The 26,140-nt window shown below is 62.1% G+C and carries 23 protein-coding genes; all 23 read right to left on the reverse strand.

What is annotated here, in order from left to right:
- Positions 1–210 precede the first annotated feature (210 nt).
- The 23 genes from BQ4888_RS04590 to mraZ all read right to left on the reverse strand — a co-directional run bounded on the left by BQ4888_RS04590 (position 211) and on the right by mraZ (position 26,008).
- Positions 211–2,139, reverse strand: coding sequence for a RecQ family ATP-dependent DNA helicase (locus BQ4888_RS04590; RefSeq protein ID WP_092054241.1), 1,929 nt, complete (start codon positions 2,137–2,139; stop codon positions 211–213).
- Between the two features lie 62 nt (positions 2,140–2,201).
- Entirely contained in the window at positions 2,202–2,636 is a 435-nt protein-coding gene (locus tag BQ4888_RS04595) for a hypothetical protein (protein ID WP_240746402.1), read from the reverse strand.
- Between the two features lie 33 nt (positions 2,637–2,669).
- Positions 2,670–3,017 carry a DUF6172 family protein gene (locus tag BQ4888_RS04600; protein WP_092054244.1) on the reverse strand — a complete coding sequence of 116 codons (348 nt, stop codon included), beginning with the start codon at positions 3,015–3,017 and terminating at the stop codon, positions 2,670–2,672.
- Positions 3,018–3,070: 53 nt separating this feature from the next.
- Positions 3,071–4,267 carry a vWA domain-containing protein gene (locus BQ4888_RS04605; protein WP_240746404.1) on the reverse strand — a complete coding sequence of 399 codons (1,197 nt, stop codon included), beginning with the start codon at positions 4,265–4,267 and terminating at the stop codon, positions 3,071–3,073.
- 74 nt (positions 4,268–4,341) lie between these two features.
- Complete coding sequence (locus BQ4888_RS04610) at positions 4,342–5,403, reverse strand: hypothetical protein (protein ID WP_092054248.1); 1,062 nt, start codon at positions 5,401–5,403, stop codon at positions 4,342–4,344.
- A gap of 141 nt (positions 5,404–5,544) precedes the next feature.
- The gene (gene tpx / locus BQ4888_RS04615) at positions 5,545–6,063 is read right to left on the reverse strand and encodes a thiol peroxidase (protein WP_092054250.1); all 519 of its coding nucleotides are present in this window, start codon (positions 6,061–6,063) and stop codon (positions 5,545–5,547) included.
- 88 nt (positions 6,064–6,151) lie between these two features.
- Positions 6,152–7,885: a radical SAM protein gene (locus BQ4888_RS04620; protein WP_092054251.1), complete on the reverse strand. Its 1,734-nt coding sequence runs from the start codon at positions 7,883–7,885 to the stop codon at positions 6,152–6,154.
- A 154-nt stretch (positions 7,886–8,039) separates the two neighbouring features.
- Positions 8,040–9,188 carry a cell division protein FtsZ gene (gene ftsZ / locus BQ4888_RS04625; protein WP_092054253.1) on the reverse strand — a complete coding sequence of 383 codons (1,149 nt, stop codon included), beginning with the start codon at positions 9,186–9,188 and terminating at the stop codon, positions 8,040–8,042.
- A gap of 89 nt (positions 9,189–9,277) precedes the next feature.
- On the reverse strand, positions 9,278–10,510 hold the full coding sequence (gene ftsA, locus BQ4888_RS04630) for a cell division protein FtsA (protein WP_092054255.1): 1,233 nt from the start codon (positions 10,508–10,510) through the stop codon (positions 9,278–9,280).
- A gap of 22 nt (positions 10,511–10,532) precedes the next feature.
- Positions 10,533–11,384: a cell division protein FtsQ/DivIB gene (locus BQ4888_RS04635; RefSeq protein ID WP_092054257.1), complete on the reverse strand. Its 852-nt coding sequence runs from the start codon at positions 11,382–11,384 to the stop codon at positions 10,533–10,535.
- A gap of 16 nt (positions 11,385–11,400) precedes the next feature.
- Complete coding sequence (locus BQ4888_RS04640; protein ID WP_092054259.1) at positions 11,401–12,336, reverse strand: D-alanine--D-alanine ligase; 936 nt, start codon at positions 12,334–12,336, stop codon at positions 11,401–11,403.
- A gap of 37 nt (positions 12,337–12,373) precedes the next feature.
- Entirely contained in the window at positions 12,374–13,279 is a 906-nt protein-coding gene (gene murB, locus BQ4888_RS04645) for a UDP-N-acetylmuramate dehydrogenase (RefSeq protein WP_092054261.1), read from the reverse strand.
- A gap of 4 nt (positions 13,280–13,283) precedes the next feature.
- Positions 13,284–14,654: a UDP-N-acetylmuramate--L-alanine ligase gene (murC, locus tag BQ4888_RS04650; RefSeq protein ID WP_092054264.1), complete on the reverse strand. Its 1,371-nt coding sequence runs from the start codon at positions 14,652–14,654 to the stop codon at positions 13,284–13,286.
- Positions 14,655–14,716: 62 nt separating this feature from the next.
- Positions 14,717–15,787, reverse strand: a complete 1,071-nt coding sequence (murG, locus tag BQ4888_RS04655) for an undecaprenyldiphospho-muramoylpentapeptide beta-N-acetylglucosaminyltransferase (protein ID WP_092054266.1) — start codon at positions 15,785–15,787, stop codon at positions 14,717–14,719.
- Positions 15,784–16,890: a putative lipid II flippase FtsW gene (gene ftsW / locus BQ4888_RS04660; protein ID WP_092054268.1), complete on the reverse strand. Its 1,107-nt coding sequence runs from the start codon at positions 16,888–16,890 to the stop codon at positions 15,784–15,786. The genes murG and ftsW overlap by 4 nt, the downstream gene beginning before the upstream one ends.
- Positions 16,891–16,899: 9 nt before the next feature.
- Positions 16,900–18,249 carry a UDP-N-acetylmuramoyl-L-alanine--D-glutamate ligase gene (murD, locus tag BQ4888_RS04665; RefSeq protein WP_092054270.1) on the reverse strand — a complete coding sequence of 450 codons (1,350 nt, stop codon included), beginning with the start codon at positions 18,247–18,249 and terminating at the stop codon, positions 16,900–16,902.
- 1 nt (position 18,250) lies between these two features.
- Positions 18,251–19,327, reverse strand: a complete 1,077-nt coding sequence (gene mraY, locus BQ4888_RS04670) for a phospho-N-acetylmuramoyl-pentapeptide-transferase (protein WP_092054272.1) — start codon at positions 19,325–19,327, stop codon at positions 18,251–18,253.
- Positions 19,328–19,336: 9 nt separating this feature from the next.
- On the reverse strand, positions 19,337–20,725 hold the full coding sequence (locus BQ4888_RS04675) for a UDP-N-acetylmuramoyl-tripeptide--D-alanyl-D-alanine ligase (RefSeq protein ID WP_092054274.1): 1,389 nt from the start codon (positions 20,723–20,725) through the stop codon (positions 19,337–19,339).
- Positions 20,722–22,233, reverse strand: a complete 1,512-nt coding sequence (locus BQ4888_RS04680) for a UDP-N-acetylmuramoyl-L-alanyl-D-glutamate--2,6-diaminopimelate ligase (RefSeq protein ID WP_092054386.1) — start codon at positions 22,231–22,233, stop codon at positions 20,722–20,724. Before BQ4888_RS04680 ends, BQ4888_RS04675 begins: the two co-directional genes overlap by 4 nt.
- Before the next feature lie 46 nt (positions 22,234–22,279).
- Positions 22,280–24,241, reverse strand: a complete 1,962-nt coding sequence (locus BQ4888_RS04685) for a penicillin-binding protein (protein WP_092054276.1) — start codon at positions 24,239–24,241, stop codon at positions 22,280–22,282.
- Positions 24,241–24,558, reverse strand: a complete 318-nt coding sequence (gene ftsL / locus BQ4888_RS04690; RefSeq protein WP_170232955.1) for a cell division protein FtsL — start codon at positions 24,556–24,558, stop codon at positions 24,241–24,243. The genes BQ4888_RS04685 and ftsL overlap by 1 nt, the downstream gene beginning before the upstream one ends.
- Positions 24,559–24,580: 22 nt before the next feature.
- The gene (gene rsmH / locus BQ4888_RS04695; RefSeq protein WP_092054280.1) at positions 24,581–25,534 is read right to left on the reverse strand and encodes a 16S rRNA (cytosine(1402)-N(4))-methyltransferase RsmH; all 954 of its coding nucleotides are present in this window, start codon (positions 25,532–25,534) and stop codon (positions 24,581–24,583) included.
- Positions 25,535–25,537: 3 nt separating this feature from the next.
- Positions 25,538–26,008 carry a division/cell wall cluster transcriptional repressor MraZ gene (gene mraZ / locus BQ4888_RS04700; RefSeq protein WP_170232956.1) on the reverse strand — a complete coding sequence of 157 codons (471 nt, stop codon included), beginning with the start codon at positions 26,006–26,008 and terminating at the stop codon, positions 25,538–25,540.
- Positions 26,009–26,140 lie beyond the last annotated feature (132 nt).

Raw genomic sequence — 26,140 nt, forward strand, 5'->3', positions numbered from 1 at the left:
CAGAATTATAGAAATTTTTTCTATATGTCAAGAGAGTACCGACAGAAAAGGAGAAACTTGGGCTGCAGCGAAAAAGCGAATTCGAGAATTGAAAAGCCTGCCTCCTTGAACCTTTTTCGCATTGACCAATGTTTTCATCTGGTCTCGCTTGGCCTCTGGCAGGGCTAGACCTGGCCCCGCGTCTCTGCTGCTTTTCGACCGGGAATTTGGTCAATCGGGTCCAGGGGAAACCAGATCCATCACCTTGCGAAAAGGAAACTGCTCCAGAGCACCGAAATCGCTGTGGCGGCCGAGGCGGGCGCGGTTGGCAGCGGGGCTGGTGATGCCGCAGAGAAAGCGGGCAAGTTGGCGGGGATGGGAGAGGGGCGCATGGCCTTCGTCCTGTACCCGGCGGGCGATGGCGGCTTCGGCGGGGCCCGGCTCGAGGGGAGCGGTGCGGGAGAGGCGCGCTCCTTGTCCGCTGCGGCAGCGACTGCAGTCGCCGCAGTCGGCATCGATCGCCTCGCCGAAATAGTTGAGCAGGTGGCTGGTCAGGCAGCGGCGCTGCTCGGCGTAGGCGAGCACCTCGCGCAGTCGGGCGATGTCCTGGATTTCCCGTTTGGCGAAGGTCTCTTGCAGGCCGGCGATGAGGGTTTCAGGATCAGCCTCCTGCCGTTCTCGGCGGTAGCCGTGGCGCAGGCCGGTGACCTGTACCTGGATCTCCCCTTGCTCCTCCAGGTAGTTGATGGCGGCGGTGATCCGCCGGCGCGGCTCGTTCAAGGCCGCCGCGCTCTCGCCGGGCATCAGCTGATACCAGAGCCGCCCCTTTTTTGCAGTGGCGAAGAGGGCCTGCAGGAAGGCGACACGCTGCGGGTCGAAGCCGGCCAGGATCTCTTCTTGCGGCCGGTTGAACCGGATCTTGTAGCCGTCGTAGAAGGGCCCGGTTGAGCGCAGCACCCCTTGCAGTTCCAGGTAGGTGAAGACGGTGGCGATCACCAGCGGGCGGATGTCGAACTCCCCTGAGAGATCGTAAAGGGAGACATCGAAAACCTCGCCCTGGCGCAGCAGCTGTTCCACCAATTGCCGCAGGGCCTCGGGGGTGGGGGTATCGCCGTAGCTGAAATTGGCCAGCACGGTCAAGTCATCGGCGCAGGCCAGAATCTCGCAGCGGGAGTCGCGACCGTCGCGGCCGGCGCGGCCGATCTCCTGCATGTAGTTTTCCAGGGTCTTGGGGAGGTTGTAGTGGTAGACGGCGCGAATATCGGCCTTGTCGATCCCCATGCCGAAGGCGATGGTCGCTACCACCACCTGCAGGGTTCCAGCCATGAAGGCGTCCTGCACCGCCCCGCGCACCTCGTTCTGCATCCCAGCGTGGTAGGCCTTGGCGGCGATCCCCTCCGCCTCCAGAAACTTCGCCACCGCTTCGGCGGTGCGCTGCAAGGTGACGTAGACGATGGTCGCCCCGCCCCCCTGTTCGCGCAGCCGTTGCAGCAGCAGGGCGCGGCGCTGCGGGGCCGGGCAAGGGGTCACGCTGAGATGCAGGTTGGGGCGGTGAAAAGAGGTACGGATTTCGTCGCCGTCGGCGATGGCGAAGGCGCGGCGAATGTCGGCAGCCACCCCAGGGGTGGCGGTGGCGGTCAGAGCCAGCACCCGACCGACGCCGATCTCCTGGGCGAGGCGGGCGATCTTCATATATTCGGGGCGAAAGTTGTGCCCCCATTCGGAAATGCAGTGGGCCTCGTCGATGGCCAGCAGGTCGATGGTGCTGCCGCGCAGGCGGTGCAGAAAGCGCTCGTTGGCCAACCGCTCCGGGGCGATGTAGAGCAGCTTCAGGCTGCCGGCTTCGAGCTGGCGGTAGATCGATTGCACCTCGGCCGCGCTGATACTTGAGTCAAGGCGGGCGGCGGCGATGCCGCGAGCCTGCAGGGCGTCGACCTGATCCTTCATCAAGGCGATCAACGGCGAAATGACTAGGGTCAACCCGTCGAGGAGTAGGGCCGGCAGTTGGTAGCACAGACTCTTGCCGCCGCCGGTGGGAAAGATCGCCAGGGCCGAGCGCCCGGCCAGCAGGCAGTCGATGACCGCCTCCTGCCCGGGGCGAAAGGTGGAAAAACCGAAGTTCTGTTGCAGGCAGTGGTGAAGCGATGGTTCGGCGGGCATGGGAACCTTCCTTAACTCGACAGACGTTTCCAGATCAGTCGCAAGCCCTTCGCTGGGATGGATCAGACCGTTTGCCAATAATCCTGCCAGTTCCGTCTCGCCGCCTTCCGACTGAAAGCTTCGGGCACCCGGCAGAGACAACCCTGGGGTTGAGCAAGGGTCGCTATCAACGGGATCAGTGCCAGGCACTGGCAAGGCCGCTCGGCGACCGAGAAGCCACAACCGTCGGAGCCTTGAAACGCGCAGCCAGTGGCCAACGACCGGGGGGCGGGAACCGGCACCCCCGAGTTCTCCCAGAGCACCAACCCCAATTCAGGCAGACGACCGCGCAGTTGATCCAGCGTCAACCGTTGCGCGGCAAAAAAAAGCGCAAAAAACCGCCCTGGGTCGACCCAGATACCGGGACTGCCCTGGCAGCAACGCCCGGCGCATTCCTGGCAGAGGGGCAGATCCAGGGATATCCTTTCCTCTAACAACAACAGCGGCTGTTTGCTCAAAGATCCCCCACCAGCGGCCCAAGGCCCCGTTTCCTACTCGTCTCGCTCTTGGTCCTGACCGGCTGAATCCTCTTCCTCGATGACCTGCCCGTCCTTTGGTTTCTTGCTGCGATGACCGGGCTTGGCCAGAACTTCAAGATAAAAAGAGGGGAGTTCTTTGGCTTCGGCCTCGGAAATGGACTTGTTGATGGCGGAGATGTGAATCACCTCGGCACTGGCTTCATTGGCGCCAAAGCGGCAATCAAAATCCCAGAAATCGACTCCCGGGGGGAGGGGTTTTCTCCGCTCTCGTTGGATGTATTTTTTGACTTCATGCTTGATGGCTTCGACCAGACGAGGAACCTTGATCTTCGGGTGGCTCATTTGAAAGGTTTTTTTCATAGGGCTTCCTGTAAGTGCGAAGAGCGTGAATAAAAAGAATTCTGGAGCGGGAATCAGACATCGAGCCGCAGCTCGACGCCCCATTCCACCGGTTTTTCACCCTCGCGGGTCAGCACCCAGAGGGTCGGATAGTCCATCTGTTCCGGCGCCGGGCCGATGCCATCGGTGAGGTAAATGACCGCCGCCGGGCGCGGCTGCATGGTGCGGGCGTAGTCGAAGACCGGACGCAGGTCGGTGAAGCCCCCGCCCTCGAAGACTTCCACCACTTCGGGCGCCCCGCGAAAGCTGTCAATGCGCTGGATACGGCTGCCGGCATAGAGGACGGTCAGACGGCTTTCCCGCCCCCGGGCGATCTGGACCAGTTCCCGGGCAAAGGTTTCGCGCATATCCTTCTGATTGGTCGAGTCGCTGACATCGACACCGATGAGCAGATTCAGCCGTTGCCGCTTGCGGATGCCCGGGGTCTCGTGGACGAAACGCCGGTGCTCGCGCTTCCAGGTAGAGCGGCGTCCGACCCGGCCGGCGGCGGCGACGAACTGGCGCAGCACCTCTTTCCAGGGGATTGGCGACGGCGCCAGCAGCCCCTCGACCAGCGGGCGCAGATCGCCCGGCACTTCGCCGCCGCTCTTGCGATAGGCTTCCCGGGTCAGACTGCGGACCATTTCCTCGGCCAGCGCCTCGGGAGTGCTGTCCGCCTCGGCCCAGATCTCGTGATCGTCGATGGTGGACAGCTCCGCCGCAGTTTCAGGCAAAGGCGCGTCCTCCCCCTCGCCGCTCCCCTGGCCGGCGTCGACGGAGGCATCCCCCAGTCCCTGTCCTTCGAGGTTCCCGGGATCGAAGCGCCGGGTGAGCAATCGATAGTATTCCTCCGCCGCCAGGCCTTCTTCGAGCTTGAGCTTCCAGGGAAAAGCGGCCTGGAGGGGCAGATCCTCGATGGTCGGATTGATGGCGAGATCGCAGGCGATGTCCCAGTCGTAAAGGTGGCGCCCCTTGCGCCGCGCCATATGCAGATGGAGGACATGCTTGATCAGGTGTTCGAGCAGCGCCCGCTGTTCCTCCGGGGAGAAATCGGCCAGCCGCGCCGGATTGACGCAGAGCACCGGCGTGCCGTTGGCGATCGTCACCCCCAACGCGGTGCCGTCGGCCGTCTCGCGCCGGCGAAAGCCGATGAGAAAATGGCCGTAAAAAGGATGGCTCTTGAGCAGCCGCACCAGGGCATTTTCCAGGCCCCGCAACCCTTCACTCCTCACTCCTCACTCCTCACTCCTCACTCCTCACTCCTCACTCCTCACTCCTCACTCCTCACTCCTCACTCCTCACGCGCTCAAGAGGCTTCCCGGCTGATTTCGCTGATGGCGTCGAGAATGACCGCATCGTATTTGTCCTGCACCAGCACAGCGGCCACCGGTGGGTTTTTGACCAGGGACTTGACCAGGGCGAAACGCATGTCGCGGGGAAGGATAGCGATATAGGCGACCAGATTCTCCTCCTGACTCGACGAAAGCCCCGGCTCGACTTCGAGACTGGTGATGAGATCGTTCATCGTCACCGCCTGGGCATCGTCCCGCTGTTTCCGAACGCGCGGAGCGACCTCCTGCCAGTGATCCAACACCTCCCGGGCGAGCACCGGGCGGGCCTGCTGATCGGCGCACCAGCGCAGAAACATGATCGCCGCCTCTTTCCCGACGATCCCGGCGTAGACTTCCATCTCCAGTTCGGCGGGGAAACGACAGCTCTGGCGCAGGGTACTTACCATCTCCCAGGCCCGCTCCGTCGGCTCCATCTGCATATCCAACGAGCTGCCCTGTTTGGCCAGCAGTTGGGGATGGCCGGCGAGAAACTGCTGCACGCCGCTGTCCAGCTCCCGGGACTTGGCGTAGCGGGCCCAGCAAGCGTAATCGGTTTCCACGTAGAGCATAACCATGCGGTCGAGCAGAGCGCGGTCGAGGGTCGCCACCTGATAGGTACCGTCGGGGGGATTGATCGACACCACCACCTTGTGCTTGGGATCGAGCTGGTGGGTGTGGAGGGCGCGACACTGCCCTTCCGAGGGGGGCTCGACGAACTGGAAAATCGCCTGCAAGGTATCCTCCTGCTGGGCGCGGTTGAGCTCGTCGCAATGGATGACGGTCTCGGGAGCCTCGGAAGTTGGCCACCAGCTGGGGCGGGACCAGTGCATCACCTCTGCCTGCCGGTAGGGGATGCCGACCAGATCGCCGACCTCCATCTGACCGAGGCGCAGCGAGGTATAGCGGCGGCCGATTTCCCGGCAGACCTGAATGATCCCCGCCGTCTTCCCCACCCCGCGATGGCCGACGACGCAGGGGGTGAGGCTGGTTTTGACGAGGATTTCCTTGAGCACGATTTTCATCTGTTCGACGTTCATGATTCACCTTTGTCCAGGGGATCGGCAATCGGCCGAGCATAGCGCGAAAGGACCGGCCAAGTCCATCCTTGAAGGACTCACGCAAAACGGGGAAGACCGCGCGGCCTTCCCCGTTTGTTCCTGAAGAAGCGCTCCGCTCGCCTAGAGCAGGGCGCGGGCCGCCGCCAACGCCGCAGTGTAGTCGGGCTCGGCGGTCACTTCCTTGACGATTTCCTGATAGGCGATCGTCCCCTTCTGATCAATGACCAGGACCGCCCGGGCGAGCAGCTTGAGTTCGTCGATAAGCAGGCCGTAGTTGAGGCCAAAGGACCGCTCCTGGTAATCGGAGAGGGTCTTCACCTTCTCGATCCCGGCATTGCCGCACCAACGCTTCTGGGCAAAGGGGAGATCGAGGCTGACGGTGTAAACGACGACGTTCTCGGGGAGCTTGGCCGCTTCCTCGTTGAACTTGCGGGTCATGGTATCGCACACCGGGGTATCAAGAGAAGGGACTACGGTAATCACTCGCACCTGCCCCTGGCTGTCGGCCAGGGTCACCGGCTGCAGGCCGTTATCGACGACCTTGAATTCGGGAGCGGCGGCACCGATCTTGAGCTCGGGGCCGAGCAGGGTCATGGGGTTGCCTTTAAAGGTAATTACGCCGGTCTTTTTCTGAGTCATGTCAATTCCTCCTGGGATAATTATGATCTTTTTTGTCTTCTTTTACCGTCCTTTGCCCAATTTGTCAACCGTCAACCCGGAAAATAATTCATTTTTCCCGGCAGACCCCGCAATCCACACAGCCATCAAAGCAGCGCCGGGAGCGCGCATGGGTTAGGGCCGCCTGGTATTCGCGGTAGAGAAAATCCCGACGCACGCCGCTCTCGATGATCTCCCAGGGGAAGACTTCATCAGCGCCGCGCTCGCGACTGACGTAGAAATCGGGATCGAGCCCTTGCTGACGGCAGGCGGCCTTGAGATTCTGCCCCGCGGCAAGCAAAGGAAGCAGACGCCCGACCCGACGGTCGCCGCGCGCAAGGAGCGCCTGCAACGCCGCGCTGCGGGCCGATTCGAAAATGATGTCCGTATTGGCCATGCGCCCCACCGCCGCGCGCAGTCTCTGAAAAATCCCCTTGAGCCGCTTTTCGGGAGCCATCCCCGCCCATTGAAAGGGGGTAAAGGGTTTGGGGATGAAGGGATTGACCGAGATCGTCAGGGTGCCGAGACGCCCCTGCTTTTTTCCTTCCTCAACCCAGATGCCGCGAATCTCCGCGAGCAGATCGAGCATTTCGTCGATATCCCCGTCCGTCTCGCCGGGCAATCCGACCAGGAAATAGAGCTTGAGGTTGAGGATCCCCCCCGCGCCGAGCAGCCGGACGGCAGCGAGAATCTGCTCGCGGGTCAGACCCTTGTTGATGGTATCGCGCATGCGCTGGCTTCCCGCCTCGGGCGCCAGTGCCAGGGTGCGGTGGCCGGAGGTCTTGAGCGCCGCGACCTCCTCGGGCGTCAGGGAATCGATGCGCAGGCTTGCCACCGAGACCTTGCCCCCCCGATCGAGAATCGCCTGATCGAGTTCGGCGATGCGCGAGTAGTCGGAGACCGCCGCACCGACCAGCCCGACCTTCTCCCGTTCACAAAGACCAAGATCGACCTGCGCCAGCAGCACATCGAGAGAACGCTCCCGGGGGGGCAGGTAGATGTAACCGGCGGCGCAGAAGCGGCACCCTCGACCGCAGCCCCGGGAAATCTCGGTCAGGGCCATGTCGGAGAATTCCGTCGCCTCGGTCAGGACGAAGGAGCGGCTGGCACTGCGATCCAGATCCCGCACCCATTGGCGCGCCACCCGCGCAGGGACCACCGGCTGCCGGAGCCAACCCTGGAGCGTGCCGTCTGCGGCCCATTCGCATTCGTACAGGGAAGGGACGTAAATACCGGGAGTGCCGGCCAAACGGTCCAGCAACTCAGGACGCGTCAGCTCGCTCCCGGCTTTGAGCGTCGCGACCAACTCCGGCAGCATTACTTCCCCCTCGCCGACGGCGAAAAAATCCATGATCTCCGCCAGGGGTTCGGGATTGAGAAAGGCGCAGACCCCGCCGGCCAGGAGCAGCGGGTAGGAGTCGCCCCGATCAGCGCGCCACAGGGGGAGCCGGGCCAGTTCAAAAATAATCGGCAGGTTCAGATAGTCGTTTTCGAAGGAGATGGAAAAGGCGATGAGGTCGAAATCGGTGAGAGGATGTCCCGATTCGAGGGAAAAGAGGGGATAGCCGGTCTTGCGATGTTCCGCCAGGGCTTCGGCGTCGGGCAGGAAGAAACGCTCGCAGAGCACATCCTCCCGCTGGTTGAGCAGATGATAGACGGTGAGAAAACCGAGGTTGCTCATCCCCTGATGATAGGTGTTGGGAAAAACCAGGGCGACGGTCAGCCGCCCCCCCCAGGGTTTGACCTGGCTCCCCGATTCCCCGGCCAGCAGCTTCCGGGCCTGGTCGATCAGCTTACGGGACATGGGCTCCACGATCCGGCATTCGGCCGTCTGAAATAGAGACGGGGACCGCGCTCCGCGGCCCCCGTGTCGAGTGAATCATCTGTTGCTTTCATTCCGCCGGCCAGCCGGCATCGTACCAAGCCAGGCACCGAAACAAGCCCTCGGGCCGCGCGGATCAGTCGACCCGGCGGCGGAGGAAGGTCGGGATGTCATATTCCTGCTCTTCGCTCATCGGAGCGCGCATCACGCCTCGGGCCGGCTCGCGGGGAGCCCGGTCGCGCAGGAAGGTCGGAACGTCGTGCTCGTTCTTGCCCGGGGGAACAATCGTACGCCCCATGAAATCGCCCGGCTTGCGCGCCTTGTCGAAGGAGGCGCCGAAACCGGTGGCGATGGCGGTAATCTTCAGCCGGTCGCCGAGATCCTCGTCGATGACCAGACCGACGATGATGTTGGCGTCTTCATGGACCTTTTCATGGATGATGCGGGAGGCTTCTTCGAACTCTTCCATGGTCATGTTGGAAGAGCCGGAAATGTTTACCAGCACCCCTTTGGCGCCAGAGATGTCGATATCTTCGAGAAGCGGGCTGCTGATCGCCTGATGAGCGGCCTCGGAAGCGCGCTTTTCCCCTTCGGCCATGCCGATACCCATCATCGCCATGCCGCGCTCGCTCATGATCGCCTTGACGTCGGCAAAGTCGACGTTGATCAAACCGCTGGTGGTGATCAGGTCGGAGATGCCCTGCACCGCCTGGCGCAGCACATCGTCCGAAGGCTTGAAGGCATCGAGGATGCTCATATTTTTGCCGGCCAAGCCGAGCAGACGGTCATTGGGGATGACGATCAACGAGTCGACCACCTTCTTCAACGCCTCGACGCCATCCTCGGCTTTTTTCAGGCGCTGACGCCCTTCCCGGCTGAACGGCTTGGTCACCACGCCGACAGTCAGGGCGCCCAGTTCCTTCGCCACCTCGGCGATGACCGGCGCGGCGCCGGTGCCGGTGCCGCCACCGAGACCGGCGGCGATGAAGACCATATCGGCCCCCTCCAGAAGCTCGGCCAGCCGCGTCCGATCCTCCAGAGCGGCTTCCCGCCCCATCTCGGGGTTGGCGCCGGCGCCGAGTCCCTTGGTCAGTTTGCCGCCGAGTTGAATCTTTATCGGCGCACGGCTGACACGCAGGGCCTGGGCATCGGTATTAGCACTATAAAATTCGACCCCGTCAATCTTTGAGGTGATCATGGTATTGACGGCGTTGCCGCCACCACCGCCAACGCCAATCACTTTAATCCGCGCGGTCTGATCTATTTTTTCGTCAAATTCGAACATGAAACCCTCCGTTCGCTATGCTCGGGCGCCACTCTTCGCGGCGGCGTCCAATCGGTTGGCATCCTAACATATTCCGAATGTTGATTGCCTTAAAAAAACTCTCCGAACCACTCTTTCATCCGCCGGAAAACCTTGTCGAAAACATTCTCCTGACCGATGCTGAAATTCTTGGTCTGCAGGTTCTTGCTGCCGTATCTCACCAGGCCCACGCCGGTAGCGTAGACCGGAGAATTGACCACGTCGGAGAGCCCGCCAATGTCCCGGGGCAGGCCACGACGTACCGGCAGATTGAAGACCTGCTCGGCCAGTTCGGGCATGCCCGGCAGGATGCAGGTGCCGCCGGTGATAACCACGCCCGAGGCGATGAGATCAGAGAACCCACTCCGCACGATTTCGCGGTTGACCAGGGTAAAGATCTCCTCGACCCGAGGTTCGAGGATCTCCGCCAGCAGCTGTCGGGAGAGGATGCGCGGCTCGCGCCCGCCGACGGAAGGGACTTCGATCGTTTCGTCCTTGCCGACCATGGAGGTCAGGCAACAGCCGTACTGCTGCTTGATCTTCTCGGCCTCACCGACCGGGGTGCGCAAGCCGACGGCGATGTCGTTGGTCAAATGGTTGCCGCCCAGGGAAAGGACGGCGGTATGCTTGATGGCGCCGTCGACGAAGATGGCGATATCGGTGGTGCCGCCGCCGATGTCGATCATCGCCACACCCAGCTCTTTTTCGTCCGCTGACAAGACCGCTTCGGCCGAAGCGAGCTGCTCCAGGACGATGTCGGCCACGTCGCAACCGGCCCGTTGGCAGCTTTTGACGATATTCTGGGCGCTGGCGATGGCGCCGGTGACAATGTGCACCTTGGCTTCCAGCCGGACCCCGCTCATACCGAGCGGTTCCTTGATCCCGTCCTGGTCATCGATGATGAATTCCTGGGGGAGGATGTGAATCACCTCGCGGTCCATGGGGATGGCAATAGCCTTGGCCGCATCGATGACCCGACGCACGTCGTCGCTCGTCACCTCGCGGTTCTTGATGGCGATCACCCCCTGGGAATTGAAGCCTTTGATGTGCCCGCCGGCGATGCCGGCGAAGACCGACTTAATTTCACAGCCGGCCATCAGTTCGGCCTCGCGAATCGACTTCTGGATCGCCTCGACGGTGCTGTCGATGTTGATCACCATCCCTTTGCGCAACCCCTTCGACGGGCTGGTGCCGATACCGACAATATCCAGGCCGTCCTCGGTCAGATTACCGATGATCGCACAGATCTTGGTGGTGCCGATGTCAAGACCGACAATCAAATTGTCTCCTCTTCTGCTGCTCATATCACTCCCTTCCCCCTGGATGCTAACCCTTGCGGGTGATCCCGGTTTCCACTTTGACAACAATCCGGTCGATGACGTTCAGATCGATATATTTGAGAGCCCGCAAGCGCGGCTTGAGTTCCGCGTAAATGCGTTCCAGGTGATCCAGCTTGGCGCCGTAGTTTCCGTCGCCCATGCGTACCGGCACCCCGCCGGCACAGGTATACAAAACGATTTCCCCTGTTTGGTCAAGGTGAATTTCCGAAACATCCTGCAGTCCGAAAATCCGTCTGCCCGTCAGTTCCCCGACCAACCCCACCATCTCCTTCAGACTGCTTTGCGCCTCTTCCGGTTTCTCCAGCAGGTCCTTGCGCTCCAGGCCGGTGATGACGGGGAAGTCGAGGCTGTCGTCGGCTTCGAGAACTTTGAAAATCTCGCCGTCGCCATCGACATAATAGAGATAGTCGAGATTGATGACCGCTTTCGGGCTGCGTTCCTCGACCTTGATGACCACCGTTCGCGGGAAGAGCCGCCGTACTTCGGCGCTCTTGACCCAAGGGTTCTCCTCGATCTTCCGACCGATGCGGGGAAGGTCGAGCTCAAAGATGTTGTGCCCGAGGCGCACATCGGAAAGGGCGGCGATCTCCTCTGCGGTCACCCGGGATTCGTTCTCGACGCGAACCTCGCTCACCTTGAAATAGCGGGAATCGAAGAGCGATTTAGCCATCAGTCCGCCGCCAGCAACAATCAGCACCAGGCTGACCGTCGCTGCCGTGACATAAAAAATCTTGCGAAAGAGACCGGCCCAGTCGCGGGGAGGCCGAGGCGGCCGCTTCGGCTTGAGCCTCCGGTTGCTCTTGACCTTGGCATTCTTCGCTGGCTTGAAATCGCGCATAGGTTCCCGCTCTCCGTCAGGACTTCCCGACCCGCGCTCCGTCAAGGATGCGCTGGACAAGTTCGCCAAAGGAGATGTCGGCGTGCCGTGCCGCTTTCGGCAAGAGGCTGGTTTCGGTCATGCCGGGGATGGTGTTGACTTCCAGGCAGAAAAACTCCCCTTGCTCTTCCCGAACCATGAAGTCGATGCGCGCCGCCCCTTCGCAGCCAATCGCCCGGTAGGCGGCGACCGCCGCCTCTTGCAAGCGGGCTTGCAGAGCGCCGTCGAGGGGAGCGGGGAGCAGGTATTCGGTCTGTCCCACCGTGTATTTGGCGTGATAGTCGTAAAATCCACCTTTGGGCACGACCTGGATAATGGGCAGAGCCTCGCCGGCCAACACCCCCACGGTGACTTCAGCGCCGGCGATGAACTCCTCGATCAGGATCAGTTCGTCGTGCCGGAGGGCGGCGGCGATGCCGGCAGCCAATTCGTCGCGGTCGCGGACGATGCTGATGCCGATGGTCGAGCCTTCGCGGGCGGGCTTCACCACCAGCGGGAAGTTGTGGCAGCCGTTGAGCAGCAGTTCCAGATCCTCACCGCGCCGGTAAGTGCAAAAATCGGGGGTCGGCAACTGGTGATAGCGCAGCAGTTTCTTGGTCGTCACCTTATCCATGGCGACACTCGACGCCAGGACCCCGCTGCCGGTGTAGGGAATGCCGAGCATCTCAAGCAGGCCCTGCACTGTGCCGTCCTCGCCAAAACGCCCGTGCAGGGCGATAAAGGCAACCTCGATGCGCTCCTGCGCCAGGCGCGCGGGCAGATCGCGCCCGGCATCGATGGCCACCGCCAGGTAACCGGACTCCAAAAGGGCGTTCAATACCGCCTTGCCGGTACGCAACGAGACCTCCCGTTCGGCCGAGAGTCCGCCCATGAGTACACCGATGGTCTTTTCCTGAAGTTCCTCGCGGGTCATAATTTTTCCTTATCCATGCCGGTTCACTTTCGGTCGCTCAGCGATCCTCGCCGACAATTTTGACTTCCGTTTCCAACTCGATGCCGCTTTGTCTGCGGACCTGGTCGCGAATCCGTTCGATCAGCCGCAAGATATCCCCGGCGCAAGCGGTTTTTGTGGTGACGATAAAATTGCTGTGCCGCTCGGCGACCTGCGCTCCACCTTCGACGGCGCCGCGCATCCCGGCGGCGTCGATCAGTCGCCAGGCGGAGGCCCCGGGGGGATTCTTGAAGACCGAGCCGGCATTCGCTCCGCCGACCCGTTGGGCCGCCGCCCGCTCGGCCAGGCGCCCGGCAAAGGCCGCGGCGAGCGCTCGGGGATCGCCCGGGTGCAGGCGTAGTCGCGCTTCGCTGATGATCTGCCCCGCGCCCACCGCCGAAGAGCGGTAGCCGAAAGCCAATCGGTCCCGGCTCCAGACTTCCGGCCCTTCCGGCCCGACCAGGGTCGCCCCTTCGACCACGTCAGCCAGCTGCTGACCACCAGCCCCGGCGTTCATGACGACCCCGCCGCCGACCGTGCCGGGAATCCCCGCCAGCCCTTCCAGCCCGGCCATTCCGCGCTCGACAGCGGCGCGGATCAGGGTCATCAGCGGCAAGCCCGCCCCGGCCGTCACCCGGCCGTCATCGCTGATTTCGAGCCGGCGCAGCCGGGTCGGATGGAGAACCGCACCCCGAATGCCGCCGTCTTTCACCAGCAGATTGCTCCCCGCGCCGACCGTCAGCCAGGGGCAGCGGGCAGCGGCTAGAATTCGCAGGGTTTCACCAAGATCCTCGCCGTCGGCCGGTTCGATGAAGAGATCGGCCGGCCCGCCCACCCGCCAGGTGGTATGCCGGCTCATCGGCTCGTCCCGCAGAACCCGCCCGCGCAGCTCGCGCTGAAGTTGCTCGAAGAGCACGTCGATCATTCCACTAGCGATCCTTGAGCAGTCGGATCAGGCTTTCCCCGACCTTCCAGACATCCCCGGCACCGAGGGTGATGACAATATCCCCGGGTTGAACCGCCGCCATCAGATGCGCTGTAAGCAGATCGCGATCGCCGACGTAATGGGCATTTTTATGGCCGTGTCCGGCCACTTTCTGGGCCAGCAGCTCGGCACTCACCCCTTCGATCGGTGCCTCACCCGCCGCATAGATGTCGGTGACAAGAAGGTAATCGCACTGGTAGAAGGCGGTGGCGAAGTCTTCCATCAGAAACTTGGTGCGGCTGTAGCGATGCGGCTGGAAGACCGCCACCACCCGCCGTTGCCAGCCAGCACGGGCGGCCGCCAAGGTCGCCTTGATCTCCGTCGGATGATGACCGTAGTCGTCGACGACCATGACATCCTGATCGTACTTGATCTGGAAGCGCCGCTGCACGCCGCCGAAATCCTTGAAACCTTCGCTGATGACGGCAAAGTCCAGCCCCAGCTCCATGGCCACGGCCACCACCGAGAGGGCGTTGAGAACGTTATGCCGGCCCGGCATGCGGAAGGAGATCCGGCCCAGGGACTCACCCCGTTTAACCACGTCAAAAGCGGTGCCGCCGGCCTCATGGACGATGTTGATCGCCTGATAGTCGGCCTGGTTTTGCAGCCCGTAGGTGGTGAAACGCTTTTTCACCCGGGGGATGATCTCCTGGATGTTGGCATCGTCAAGACAAAGGACCGCCAGTCCGTAAAATGGCACCTTGTTGATGAAATCGACGAAGATGTCCTTGATCTCGTCCAGGCCGCTGTAATAGTCGAGATGATCGGCGTCGATGTTGGTGACGACGGCGATGGTCGGCGACAGGTGCAGAAAGGACCCGTCCGACTCGTCGGCCTCGGCCACCAGGAACTTGCCCTGACCAAGCTTGGCGTTGGAACCGAGGGAATCGAGCTTGCCGCCGATCACCGCGGTCGGGTCGATACCGCCGTGGGAGAGAACCGTCGCCACCATGCTGGTGGTGGTGGTCTTGCCATGGGTGCCGGCCACAGCGATGCCGTACTTCATGCGCATCAGCTCGGCCAGCATCTCGGCCCGGGGGATGACGGGAATCAGCCGGCGCTGGGCTTCGAGGACCTCGGGGTTGTCGGCCTTGACCGCCGTCGAGGTCACCACCACGTCGGCCTCGCCGATATTTTCCGGCAGATGGCCATAGGCGATGCGCCCGCCCAGGGAGGTGAGTCGGCGGGTGATGTCCGACTCGCGCAGGTCCGAACCGGAGACCTGGTAGCCGAGATTGAGCAGGACCTCGGCGATGCCGCTCATGCCGATGCCGCCGATACCGACGAAGTGAATGGTGCGAATTTTTCCGTACATATCAAAACCTGTGATGGGTGATTAGTGATTGGTTAAATCCATCTTCGTCTTTTCCGAACCACTCAGCGTCTGATCGCTCGGCATTCTTCCAGGATGCGTTCGGCGGCGCCTTTTTTGCCCAGGGCCCAGGCCGATCCGGCCATATCGAGCAGCCGCTCGCGGTTTTCCAGCAGATCCCCCACCAGGTGCGCCAGGACTTCCGGGGTCATTTCGCTTTGCGGCAGCATCAGCGCTGCCCCCCGCGCCGCCAGGGCCTGGGCGTTGGCGGTCTGATGGTCGGCGGCGGCATGGGGATAGGGAATCAGGATCGCCGGGCGACCGCAGGCGGTCAGTTCCGCCAGGGTCGTCGCCCCAGCCCGACAAAGGACCAAGTGGCTTTGGGCATAGGCCGCGAGCATATCGTCGATGAAGGGCACCACCCCGGCGGCATCCCATCCCGCTTGCAGGTAGCCCGCGCGCACCGCCTCCAGATCCTCACTGCCGGTCTGATGGAGAATCCGCAGGCGACCGTTGAAGCGTTCCAGATGGGGGAGCATGGCCACCACCGCCTGATTGATCGCCCGCGCCCCGCGACTGCCGCCGAAGACGAGCAGGTGGGGTTCACCGTTGGGCAGCGGCGGGCAGTTATCCATGCCCAGGCGCAAAGGATTGCCGGTCACCACCATGCGTCCGGGTGAAAGGGGACAGTGGGTCTCATCGAAGGAGAGACAGACCCGGTCGACCCAGCGACCAAGAAGACGATTCGTCAGTCCCAGTGCGGCGTTCTGCTCATGGATCAGAGTCGGCAGTCCCAAGAGTTTGGCGGCGAGAAGGACCGGCCCCGAGGCATAGCCACCGACCCCGACGACCACGTCCGGACGGAATTTTTTAAGTATCTGCCGGGATTGCCAGACGCTCGTCAGCAGCCGCGGCCCCATCGCCAGTTGCCGCAGCAGCCCCTTGCCAACGAGGCCGCCGATCTTGATCGTAGCCAAAGGCAGCCCCAGCTCGGGCAGAATCCTCGCTTCGATCCCCTGGGCGGTGCCGACGAAAAGGACCTCGGCGTCGGCCTCGTTCGCCAGCAGCCGTTGTGCCAAGGCCACGGCGGGAAAGAGATGGCCACCGGTGCCGCCACCGGCCAAGAGCAGTTTCATCGGACCTCCCCGGGGGCATGGCTGGAGATGTTGAGGAGAATGCCTACCGCTAAAAGCGTCGTCAGCAGGCTGGTACCGCCGTAGGAGAGAAAGGGGAGCGCCATCCCTTTGGTCGGCACCATCCCCATGACGACGGCGATATTGACAAAGGCTTGCAGACCGAGCAGCAAGGTCATGCCGAAAGCGAGAAACCGGCCGAAATCGTCGGGCGCGAGCAAGGAAGCGCGCATCCCCCGCACAATCAGCACCAGGAACATGGCGGCCACGACGAAGACTCCGGCATAACCGAGTTCCTCGCCGATCACCGCGAAGATGAAATCGGTATGCGCCTCGGGCAGAAAAAAGAGTTTCTGGTGGCTCTGCCCCAGTCCGTTCCCCCCAAATCCGCCGGAACCGAAGGCGATCCAGCTCTGAATGATCTGGAAGCCGGTATCGGAAGGATCTTCCCAAGGGTTGAGAAAGGCCAGAATCCGCCGCCGCCGATAATCAACGTTCATCACCGCGTAGTAGAGCAGGGGCGCGGCGATGATGGCGATGGAAACCAGGTAGGTGAGTCGGGTCCCGGCGACCAGCAGCATGATCATCGCCACCGCCCCCATGGCCAGGGCGCTCCCCAAATCCGGTTGCAGCAGCAGCAGCGCCAGCAGCAGGGCGAGGACGATCATGTAGGGGATAAAGCCCTTGGTCAGGCTCTTGACTTTATCTTTCTTCTTCGACAGGGAATAGGCCATGTAGATGACCAGCCCGAGCTTGGCGACCTCGGCGGGCTGGATGGAGATCGGGCCGAGCCGGATCCAGCGTGAGGCCCCCCCGGCCTGGTTGCCGATGCCGGGAATCAGCACCAGAATCAGCAAAAAGAGGCAGAAGAAGAGGAAGGGCACGGCCAGGTGCCGCCAGTTGCGATAGTCGAAATGCATGGCCACGGTCATGACCACAAAGCCGGCGATGGCATAGATCCCTTGACGCTTGAGAAAGTAGAAACCGTCGGCGTAGCGCTTTTCCGCCATGATCGAGGAGGCCGAGTAGACCATGACCACCCCGAAGCAGGTGAGCACCACCGCCAGCAGCAACAGCGTCGTATCGAAGCCTTTCCGGATCTCCATACGCTTTCCCTAGTCCGCCAGATCGAGGACGGCGCAGGCGAAACGGTCGCCGCGCTCCTCATAGTTTTTGAACATATCGAAACTGGAACATCCCGGTGAGAAAAGAACCGCCCCCCCCGCCGGCGTCAGATCCTGTGCAAGACCGACCGCCTCTTCGAGGGAGGCGGCGCGCAGGGTATGGGTCAGACTGCCGAGGGCCTGGTCGATGCGCGCGCTCGCCTGACCGATGAGAATAAGATGGGCGACCTTCGTGCGAATCAGATCGGCCAGCACCCCGTAATCCCCCCCTTTGTCCTTGCCGCCGGCGATCAAGGTTACCGGCGCGGAAAGACCGGAAAGGCTTTTCAGCACACTGCCGACATTGGTTCCCTTGGAATCGTTGTACCAGGGGACTCCGTTGAGAACTCGCACCTCCACCATACGATGGGGCAGACCGGCAAAGGCCCGCGCGGCGCCCCAGGCAACGGCGGCGGGGCAGCCTTCAAGCAACGGCGGCAGCAGCGCGGCCATGACGTTTTCCACGTTGTGCAGTCCCTTCAGGCGCAGTTCGGAAACGGGGAAGCGGGTTTCCACGCCGGCGCGCCGCCAGACGATGTGGCTGCCGTCAAAACCCATCCCCTCGTCGAGTACCCGCGCCGAGGAAAACCACTCTTTGCGTGGACGGATGTCGCGGACGGCGTCCACCACCAAAGGATCCTCGGCATTGAGAATCGCCACATCGTCAGCGCCCATGTTTTCAAAAATACGCAGCTTGGCCGCCACATAGCTCGCCATGTCGGGATAGCGATCAAGGTGGTCCTCGGTCAAATTGAGGAGCAGGGCGTAGCGAGGACGGAAAGAAGCGATCGCCTCCAACTGGAAGGAGGAAAGTTCCGCCACCCCCCAGTCCCAGTTGCCTTCATCCACCGCTTCGATCAGCGGGGTGCCGAGGTTGCCACCAACAAAAGTGCGCTTGCCCCAAGCCCGGAAGATCTCGCCCATGACCGTGGTCGTGGTCGACTTGCCGTTGGTGCCGGTGATCGCCGCCAGGGGCGCGGTAAATTCGTCAAAGGCGATCTCGATTTCCCCCAGCACCGGCACGCCGGCGACGCGCGCCGCCGCCACCGCCGGGACGCTCAACGGCACACCAGGGCTGACCACCACCAGATCGGCGGCACAAAAAAGGGCTTCGTTATGTCCACCCAGATCGAGAGCGACCGGCAGCCCGGCCAGGAGTTCGAGTCCTTCGATCTCTTCGCCGCGCCGCCGGTCGGAGAGGGTCGTCGCCGCACCCCGCTGGGCAAAATAAGCGCATAGAGCCAGCCCAGTACGGCCGGCGCCCACGACAATTACATTTTTTCCCCGGTAATCGCGGCGCATATTACCTCAGCTTCAGGGTCGAAAGGGCGACCAGGGCGAGAATGATGCTGATAATCCAGAAACGCACGATGATTTTCGGTTCCGGCCAGCCCTTGAGTTCGAAATGGTGATGGATCGGGGCCATACGAAAGATCCGCTTGCCGTAGAGGCGAAAGGAGGTCACCTGAAAAATCACCGACAGTGCCTCGACCACAAAAATACCGCCGACGATCACCAGCACGATCTCCTGCTTGGTGATGACCGCGATGATCCCCAGCGCCCCACCAAGGGAAAGGCTGCCCACATCCCCCATGAAGACTTGGGCCGGATAGGTGTTGAACCAGAGAAAACCGAGCCCCGCTCCGACCATCGCTCCACAGAGCACGGCGAGTTCACCGGCCCCCTGCACGCTGCTGATCTGCAGGTATTCCGCGAGCCGGGCGTTACCGGCCATATAGGCGAAGAGCAGATAGGTGCCCGAGGCGATAATCATCGGGCCAATGGCGAGACCATCGAGTCCATCGGTGAGGTTCACCGCATTTCCCGACCCGACCACGACGAGCAGAGCAAAGGGGATGTAGAAAATGCCAAGTTCGGGACGAACGCCCTTGAAGAAAGGGAAAGCCAGGGTCGTTTGAAAGGGCGGATAATAGTAGAGAGCCAGGGCCGCCAGCAACGAAATAAACATCAACCAGAACATTTTCTTGCGGGCCGAAAGCCCATCGCTGTTCTTGTATTTGACCTTGCGGTAGTCGTCGATAAAGCCGACAACGCCAAAACCGACCGTGACCAGCAGCGTCACCCAGACATAGATGTTGGTCAGATCGGCCCAAAGCAGGGTCGGCAGGACGATGGCCAGCAGAATCAGGGTACCGCCCATGGTCGGCGTCCCCTCTTTTTTGAAATGGGACTCGGGCCCGACCTTACGGATGCTTTGGCCAATCTGCAGGCGTTGCAGCTTGTCGATCAGCCAGGGGCCAAGGATGAAGGCGATCACCAGCGCGGTGATGGTGGCATAGATCGTCCGGAAGGTAATGTAACGGAAGATGTACAGTACCGAAAATTCCGTATGTAGCGGATATAGCAGATGATACAGCATGCGCGGCTCCTAGCCCTGGCCCTCGGCGCCGACCTTGTTGCGAAGGGCGCTACTGATTTTTTCCATTTTCATGCCACGCGAACCTTTGATCAGCACCCGGTCGCCGCTTTGCAAACGTTCACGCAGGACGCCAATGGCCTCCTCGTGGGAAGCAACCACGACGATAAATTCCTCGGTCAGCCCTGACTGGCGAGCGCCGCGCGCCACTTCACCGGCCTGCTCGCCGAGCAGCACCAGCAGGTCGACCCGATGGCCGGCGAGTTCACCCACCTCGCGATGGAGTTCGCCGGTATTCTTGCCCAGTTCGAGCATGTCACCGAGCACCGCCACGCGTCTTCCTTCCCCCCCCAGCTCATCGAGGGTAGCCAGAGCCGCCCGCACCGACAGGGGGTTGGCATTATAGCTATCTTCGAGAATCAGAATGTCGTTCTCGATTTCCACCAGTTCCATCCGCCCCGGCGAAGACCGGAAATCCTCCAGCCCCTGGGCGATCAGCTCCCCGGGCACCTCCAAGGCATTAGCGGCGGCGGCGGCGGCCAGGGCGTTCTGAACGTTGTGCCGTCCGGCCACTTCCATCCGCACCGGGTAGCGCTTCTCCCCCAGGCAGAGTTCAAAGCGGATGCCGTCGCGAGTGGTGGTCACCTGCTCCGCCCGCACTTCCGCACTGGGGTCGAGCCCGAAGAAGACCCGACGCACACCGTTGGCTACCGGAAGTCGGGCAACGCGTTCGTCGTCGGCATTGAGGATGGCGATGCCCCCCGCTTTCATTCCGGCGAACAGCTCGCCCTTGGCCCGGGCAACCCCTTCGATGTTATGCAGGGTTTCCAGATGCGCGGGCCCGACGTTGGTGACGATACCGACGAAAGGCTCGGCGATTTCCGTGAGCCGGGCGATTTCACCGCGCGCGCTCATCCCCATCTCCAGCACCACCCAGCGATGTTCGACGGTGAGGCGCAACAGAGTCAGGGGCAACCCGATCAGATTGTTGAAGTTGCCTTCGGTCTTGAGCCCCGGTCCGGTCAGGCCGAGGATCCGCGCGATCATCTCTTTGGTCGAGGTTTTACCGGTCGAACCGGTGAGTCCGATGACTGGTCCGGAAAATTCCCGACGCCGAGCCGCGGCGAGATCGCCCAAAGACTTGAGGGTATCTTCCACCTTGATCAGGGGGACGGGGAAGGCGCCGACCACTTCCTCGCTGAGACAGGCCGCCGCACCGTTGCGCAGGGCGCGCAGCAGAAAATCATGGCCATCGAAGTTGGGGCCGCGCAGGGGAATAAAGAGTTCCCCGGGCTTGAGGGTGCGGCTGTCGGTGGAAATCCCGGTGATCCTTACATCCGCCCCGGCCGGGGTCAGGCGTCCGCCGGTGATGCTGGCAATGGTCTTGACGTCGAGATTCATGCCGCACCCCTTTCTGCCCGATCCAAAGCGTTCCGCAGTTGTTCGCGATCATCGAAATGGATGCGGCGGGTGCCGAGAACCTGGTAATCCTCATGCCCTTTGCCGGCAACGAGCAACAAATCCCGCTCGCCGAGCAATCCCACCGCGAAAGCGATGGCCGCGGCGCGGTCGGGAATTGTCACAAATCCTCGTCCCGCAAGAGCCCGCGCCTCCTCGTGTGTCCATTCCCGGGAATGGACACGCAGCGCCCCGGCGCGAACGGCGTCGATAATCGCCAGGGGATCTTCGGTCCGGGGGTTGTCCGAGGTAATGATCGCCAGGTCGGAAAGCCGCGCTCCCACTTCCCCCATAATCGGGCGTTTGCGCGGATCGCGGTCGCCGCCGCAACCGAAGACAGTGATGACCCGGGCCGGGCCCAAGCCGTTGAGAGTTTCCAGTACCTTCTCCAGGGCATCACCGGTATGGGCGTAATCGACAAGAATCAGGGCACCGCGGCGATTCTCGATGCGCTCCAAGCGTCCAGGCACCGCCGGAGCTTCGGCCAGGCCGCGAACGATGGCCTCTGCCGGCAGATCCAGGGCGATTCCTCCCGCTACAGCGCAGAGCAGATTCTGCAGATTGAATTCGCCGACCAGATGGGAGCGGACCGACAGTTCACCGATGGGCGTCGCCAGCTTCGCTTCGATGCCGTCGAGGGAGAGACGCGCTTCCAGCGGCCGCACCGCCGCCTCGGGATGGCGGCCGCAGGTGATGACGGAGGGGAAACGCTGGGCCAGTTGTTGTCCGTAGGGATCGTCCAGATTGACCGCGCCCCCTCGGCCGTTGTCGAGCAAATCGCTGAAAAATCGGGATTTGCTCGCGAAGTAGGCTTCCATGGTGCCGTGATAGTCGAGATGTTCCGGAGTGAGGTTGGTGAAGATCCCCACGTCGAAGTGCACCCCCTCCACCCGGTACTGATCGAGGGCGTGGGAGGAAACCTCCATAACCAAGGCATCAGCCCCCGCCGCGCGGAAGCCAGCCAGGATCCGGGCGAGATCGACCGATTCGGGCGTGGTATGTAAAGAGGGCAACTGCTGCTCGCCGAAACGGTAGTTGATCGTTCCCAGCACCGCCGGCTGGCGTCCGGCGGCTTTCAACATGGACTCGAGCAGATAGGTGATGGTCGTTTTGCCGTTCGTTCCGGTCACGCCGACGACGGGAATATCGACGGTCGGTCCGCCGAAAAAGCGCTCGGCGACAAGGGCCATCGCCCGGCGGGCATTGTCGACCCGCACCGCACTCACGCCCGGCGGCAGTTCGCGCATTTGCTCCAGAAAAATCGTCCGCGCACCCCGAGCCAGAGCCGTGTCAATGAACTCATGGCCGTCGACAGTGGCTCCCCGCAGCGCGAAAAAGGCTCCATCCGCCTCGACTTGCCGCGAGTCGTAATAGAGCCCAGTGACTTTCTGGCCAGGATCGCCGGTCAGGTGCGCATCCGGCAGGGCCTCGATCAGCGTTGCGAGCTTCATCATGAAAAGAGTGCTCCTTGATAAGCAATCAAAGGTCTCGACCTCCTCAAGTCGGCGGCGCCAGCCGGACCCATATCTCCTTGGAATAACGGATTGCTCCTCCTGGCGGGGGAGACTGCTCGATGACCCGCCCGGATCCGCGCAACTTGATATTCAATCCTTTATCCGCCATGGTCTGCAGAACCTGTCGATAACTCATGCCAGCAAAATCAGGCATCTGCAACTCGCCCTCAACAAGGTTTTCAAGCATTGCCTGTACCGGCTGGGCGAGAGCCTCCTCGGCGGGAGGAAGCGGCAGAGGCATGGCAGGAGAGGCCTCGGTCGGCGAAATTTTCAATTGCCGCAAGGTTTTAGTAGCGATTTCGGAAAAGACCGGTGCGGCCACCAGTCCGCCGTAGACCTGCTTCGAAGGCTCGTCGATTTCCACCACCACCACCAGTTGCGGTTTCTCGGCCGGAACCATGCCGATGAAGGAGGCCACCCGTTTATCCACCGAATAGCCGCCGGTCACCGGATCGACCTTCTGTGCCGTCCCGGTCTTGCCCGCCACCCGAAACCCCGGGACCGACGCCAGAGTGCCGGTTCCCCCCTGGCCGACGACCAGCGCCATCATTTCCCGCACCTGGCGAGCGACCTCGGCGGAGACTACCTGCCGTACCATTTCCGGCTTCCGTTCTTCGATGACATCCCCGCGATCGTTGACGATCCGTTCCACGATCGGCATATCGATCAGCTTTCCGTCGTTCGCGATGGCAGCGGTTGCCCGGGCCAACTGCAGAGGGGTGGCGGTCATCCCCTGGCCGAAAGCGATGGCCGCGAGGTCGACCTCAAACCAGGCATGGGGTGGCCGTAGCAGGCCCGAGGCTTCCCCCGGCAGATCGATTCCAGTCGAGCGGCCGAAACCGAAATCAGTCAGATAGCGGAAAAGTCGCTCACGCTCCAGAGCCTTGCCGATTTTTGCCGAACCGATATTGGAACTGACCTTGATTACCTCCGAAGCGGTGATCCGACCGTAGGGATGATGGTCGTGAATCGTCTTACCCCCCACCCGGTAGGAGCCCTGTTCGCAATCAATGATCTTGTTGGGGGTCACCAACTTCTCGTTGAGCGCCGCCGCCATGAGAAAGACCTTGAGGGTCGAGCCCGGCTCGTAGGTATCGCAGACCGCCCGGTTGCGCCAGTGGCTGGGGCGGTACTTTTTGATGGCATTGGGGTTGTACAGGGGATAGTTGGCCATGGCGAGGATCCTGCCCGTTCGCGGATCCACGACCACCGCGCTCCCCCCCTTGGCCCCGGCTTTGGCCACGCCCTCGGCCAGCTCTTTCTCGGCGATGTACTGCACATGCTTGTCCAGGGTCAGATAGAGATTCGCTCCGCGCTGGGATCCTTCCACCACCAGACTTCCGCTGCCGAGGCCACGCCCAAGGGCGTCGCGCTCGACCACCAGATAGCCTCCTTCGCCCTGCACGACACCATCGTATTTCAGTTCCAGCCCTTCCAGCCCCTTGGGGTCGATGCCGGTAAAGCCCAGCACATGCGCGCCAAGTTCGGAGTTAGGGTAAAACCGCCGGTGTTCCTTGGTGAAGCCGACCCCAGACAACTTGGCGGCCCGGATTTTCTCCCCTTCGGCCTGGGAAATTTGCCGTTTCACCCAGAGAAAACTCTTCTTCGAGCGGACTTTCTCGCGCAGACTCGATTTGGGCAGAGACAGGGTTTTGGTTAGCACCTCAACCACCTTTTCCGGCTCGGCAATTTTTGTCGGTTCCAGATAGATGGAATCAACCTCGATGCTCAGAGCCAGTTCTTCCCCCCCCTGATCGTAGATCGTTCCCCGCTTGGGGGTCAGGGGCACGGATTTCTGATGCTGACGGTCAGCCCGCTTGCGCCATTCCTCCTGCCCCAGAACCTGGAGTTGAAAGGCCCGGACCACGATAAAGCTGAAAGCGATCAGGAAACAGAAGCCGACCAGGCGGATACGGATGCGAACCCACTTCTCCAGTTTGTCCATCAGTCGACAAGGATGACCTGTTCAAGGCTCGGCATCCGCAGCCCGAGTTCGTTAATGGCGACTCTCTCGATCCGCACCGGACTCCGCAGGTGGGCCGATTCGAGACGCAAGCGTTTATGCTCCTGCTCGACCTCACGCAACTCGACACCGAGACGGGAGATATCATATTCGAGATTGACGACGGTGATGCGCGACCAGACGAAGAAGAGAGAGACCGCGAGCAGCAGCGCCAGATAGATAAAAAGCGGCAGCAATGCGGGTCGCGCCAGGTGAAATCCATTGATTTTGGGAAGCGACCTTACCGTGGCTTCGGACACAACAACCTCCTTGAGCAACACTTCAATCCATGGGCAGGCGTCGTACCGCCCGCAATACCGCACTGCGCGCCCGCGGGTTTTCCTCCACCTCCTCCGCCGAGGCCCGCACCGCCTTGCGGGTCAGCACTTCAATCCGGGGGTGCACATCGCAGGAACAGACCGGCAGGGCCGGAGGACAGATACAGGTTCGGGCTTCGCCCTGGAAAAGACGTTTGACGATCCGGTCTTCCAAGGAGTGGAAGCTGATTACCACCAACCGCCCCCCCGGCTTGAGCAGGCCGATGCCGGCAGCGACGCCATGGGCCACATGCTCCAGTTCCTGATTGACATGGATGCGCAGCGCCTGAAAAACCCGGGTCGCCGGGTGGATGCGCCCCGGCACATGGCCGCCGGGAACCGTATCCCTGATCAGTTCGGCCAACTCCAGCGTGGTGCGCAGCGGTCGTTCCTGACGAACCCGAACGATGCGGCGGGCAATGCGCCCGGCCCAACGTTCCTCGCCGAACTCCCGGAAGATCCGTGCCAGCTCGTCGTCGTCCGCCCGCTCCAGAACATCGGCGGCGGAAGGACCGCAAGTCGGGTCCATGCGCATATCCAGGGGCGCGTCGCCGCGAAAGGAGAAGCCGCGCTCGAGGCTATCCAGCTGATGGGAAGAGACGCCGAGATCGAGGAGCATGCCGTCCAGACCGGCGATCCCCAATTCGGCCAGGACCTCAGACGCCTCGGAAAAGTTGGCGTGGTGCAACAGGGCGCGTTCCCCGAAGGGGGCGAGGACCGCTCCAGCCTTGCGCAGGGCGGCGGGATCGCGATCCAGACCGATCAGACGACCATCGGGGGACGAAGCTTCAAGGATCAGACGGGCATGACCGCCCCCACCCAGGGTTCCGTCGAGGTAAATGCCGCCCGGTCGCGGCGCCAGCCAGTGAAGGACTTCGGCGGCCAGCACCGAGCGGTGCTCGAAAAGAACCTCCCCCACGAGCTACAGCCCCACACCGGAAACGAAGTCGGGGCTATCCTGCAGCAACGCCTCGGAATGACGGGTCACTTCGGCGTACTTGATCTGGCTGTAGAGATCGATCTTGTCGAACATCCCCACCACCACAATTTCTTTTTCCAGACCGGCGTGGGAACGCAGCGCGGGGGGGATCAACACCCGCCCCTGTTTATCGAAGGCGCACTCCGTCGCCGGTGCGACGATCAGGCGGATGACCGCATTCTTCTCGGGGCCGGGCGGACTCTGCTGAACCCGTTCGACGATCTTGCCCCAACTGGAAAGGGGATAGGCCGACAGCCCGCCTTCGACATTCTTGGTCACCACCAACACCTCATCCCCATAGGCATCAGCCAGCACTTCCCGAAATTTGGCGGGAATACTGGCGCGCCCCTTGGGGTCGATAGAGTTGTTGAATTCACCTTGGAAGATCATCGGCGGCCCCTTTTGGCCTAACATGTCACTATTCCCCACTTTTTGGGAACTATAACGGCGGCCCTGGGGCATGTCAAGGGATTTTTACAGTTTTCCAATAGTTTAGGCGTCCCGGGAAAACAAAAAAAGACCCGCGCTGCGGGCCTTAAGGGAGAG

This window comes from Desulfuromonas acetexigens (assembly GCF_900111775.1).
In the GTDB taxonomy this organism is placed as follows: domain Bacteria; phylum Desulfobacterota; class Desulfuromonadia; order Desulfuromonadales; family Trichloromonadaceae; genus Trichloromonas; species Trichloromonas acetexigens.

What these genes read in the sequence shown, in the direction of transcription:
- BQ4888_RS04685 (WP_092054276.1), bottom strand. Translation starts at nt 24,241, where the DNA reads ATGGACAAACTGGAGAAGTGGGTTCGCATCCGTATCCGCCTGGTCGGC.
- mraZ (WP_170232956.1), bottom strand. Translation starts at nt 26,008, where the DNA reads ATGTTAGGCCAAAAGGGGCCGCCGATGATCTTCCAAGGTGAATTCAAC.
- BQ4888_RS04610 (WP_092054248.1), bottom strand. Translation starts at nt 5,403, where the DNA reads ATGAACGTCGAACAGATGAAAATCGTGCTCAAGGAAATCCTCGTCAAA.
- BQ4888_RS04680 (WP_092054386.1), bottom strand. Translation starts at nt 22,233, where the DNA reads ATGAAGCTCGCAACGCTGATCGAGGCCCTGCCGGATGCGCACCTGACC.
- ftsW (WP_092054268.1), bottom strand. Translation starts at nt 16,890, where the DNA reads ATGGAGATCCGGAAAGGCTTCGATACGACGCTGTTGCTGCTGGCGGTG.
- ftsA (WP_092054255.1), bottom strand. Translation starts at nt 10,510, where the DNA reads ATGAGCAGCAGAAGAGGAGACAATTTGATTGTCGGTCTTGACATCGGC.
- tpx (WP_092054250.1), bottom strand. Translation starts at nt 6,063, where the DNA reads ATGACTCAGAAAAAGACCGGCGTAATTACCTTTAAAGGCAACCCCATG.
- BQ4888_RS04635 (WP_092054257.1), bottom strand. Translation starts at nt 11,384, where the DNA reads ATGCGCGATTTCAAGCCAGCGAAGAATGCCAAGGTCAAGAGCAACCGG.
- murB (WP_092054261.1), bottom strand. Translation starts at nt 13,279, where the DNA reads ATGATCGACGTGCTCTTCGAGCAACTTCAGCGCGAGCTGCGCGGGCGG.
- BQ4888_RS04640 (WP_092054259.1), bottom strand. Translation starts at nt 12,336, where the DNA reads ATGACCCGCGAGGAACTTCAGGAAAAGACCATCGGTGTACTCATGGGC.
- BQ4888_RS04620 (WP_092054251.1), bottom strand. Translation starts at nt 7,885, where the DNA reads ATGTCCCGTAAGCTGATCGACCAGGCCCGGAAGCTGCTGGCCGGGGAA.
- murC (WP_092054264.1), bottom strand. Translation starts at nt 14,654, where the DNA reads ATGTACGGAAAAATTCGCACCATTCACTTCGTCGGTATCGGCGGCATC.
- BQ4888_RS04590 (WP_092054241.1), bottom strand. Translation starts at nt 2,139, where the DNA reads ATGCCCGCCGAACCATCGCTTCACCACTGCCTGCAACAGAACTTCGGT.
- BQ4888_RS04600 (WP_092054244.1), bottom strand. Translation starts at nt 3,017, where the DNA reads ATGAAAAAAACCTTTCAAATGAGCCACCCGAAGATCAAGGTTCCTCGT.
- murD (WP_092054270.1), bottom strand. Translation starts at nt 18,249, where the DNA reads ATGCGCCGCGATTACCGGGGAAAAAATGTAATTGTCGTGGGCGCCGGC.
- murG (WP_092054266.1), bottom strand. Translation starts at nt 15,787, where the DNA reads ATGAAACTGCTCTTGGCCGGTGGCGGCACCGGTGGCCATCTCTTTCCC.
- ftsZ (WP_092054253.1), bottom strand. Translation starts at nt 9,188, where the DNA reads ATGTTCGAATTTGACGAAAAAATAGATCAGACCGCGCGGATTAAAGTG.
- mraY (WP_092054272.1), bottom strand. Translation starts at nt 19,327, where the DNA reads ATGCTGTATCATCTGCTATATCCGCTACATACGGAATTTTCGGTACTG.
- BQ4888_RS04675 (WP_092054274.1), bottom strand. Translation starts at nt 20,725, where the DNA reads ATGAATCTCGACGTCAAGACCATTGCCAGCATCACCGGCGGACGCCTG.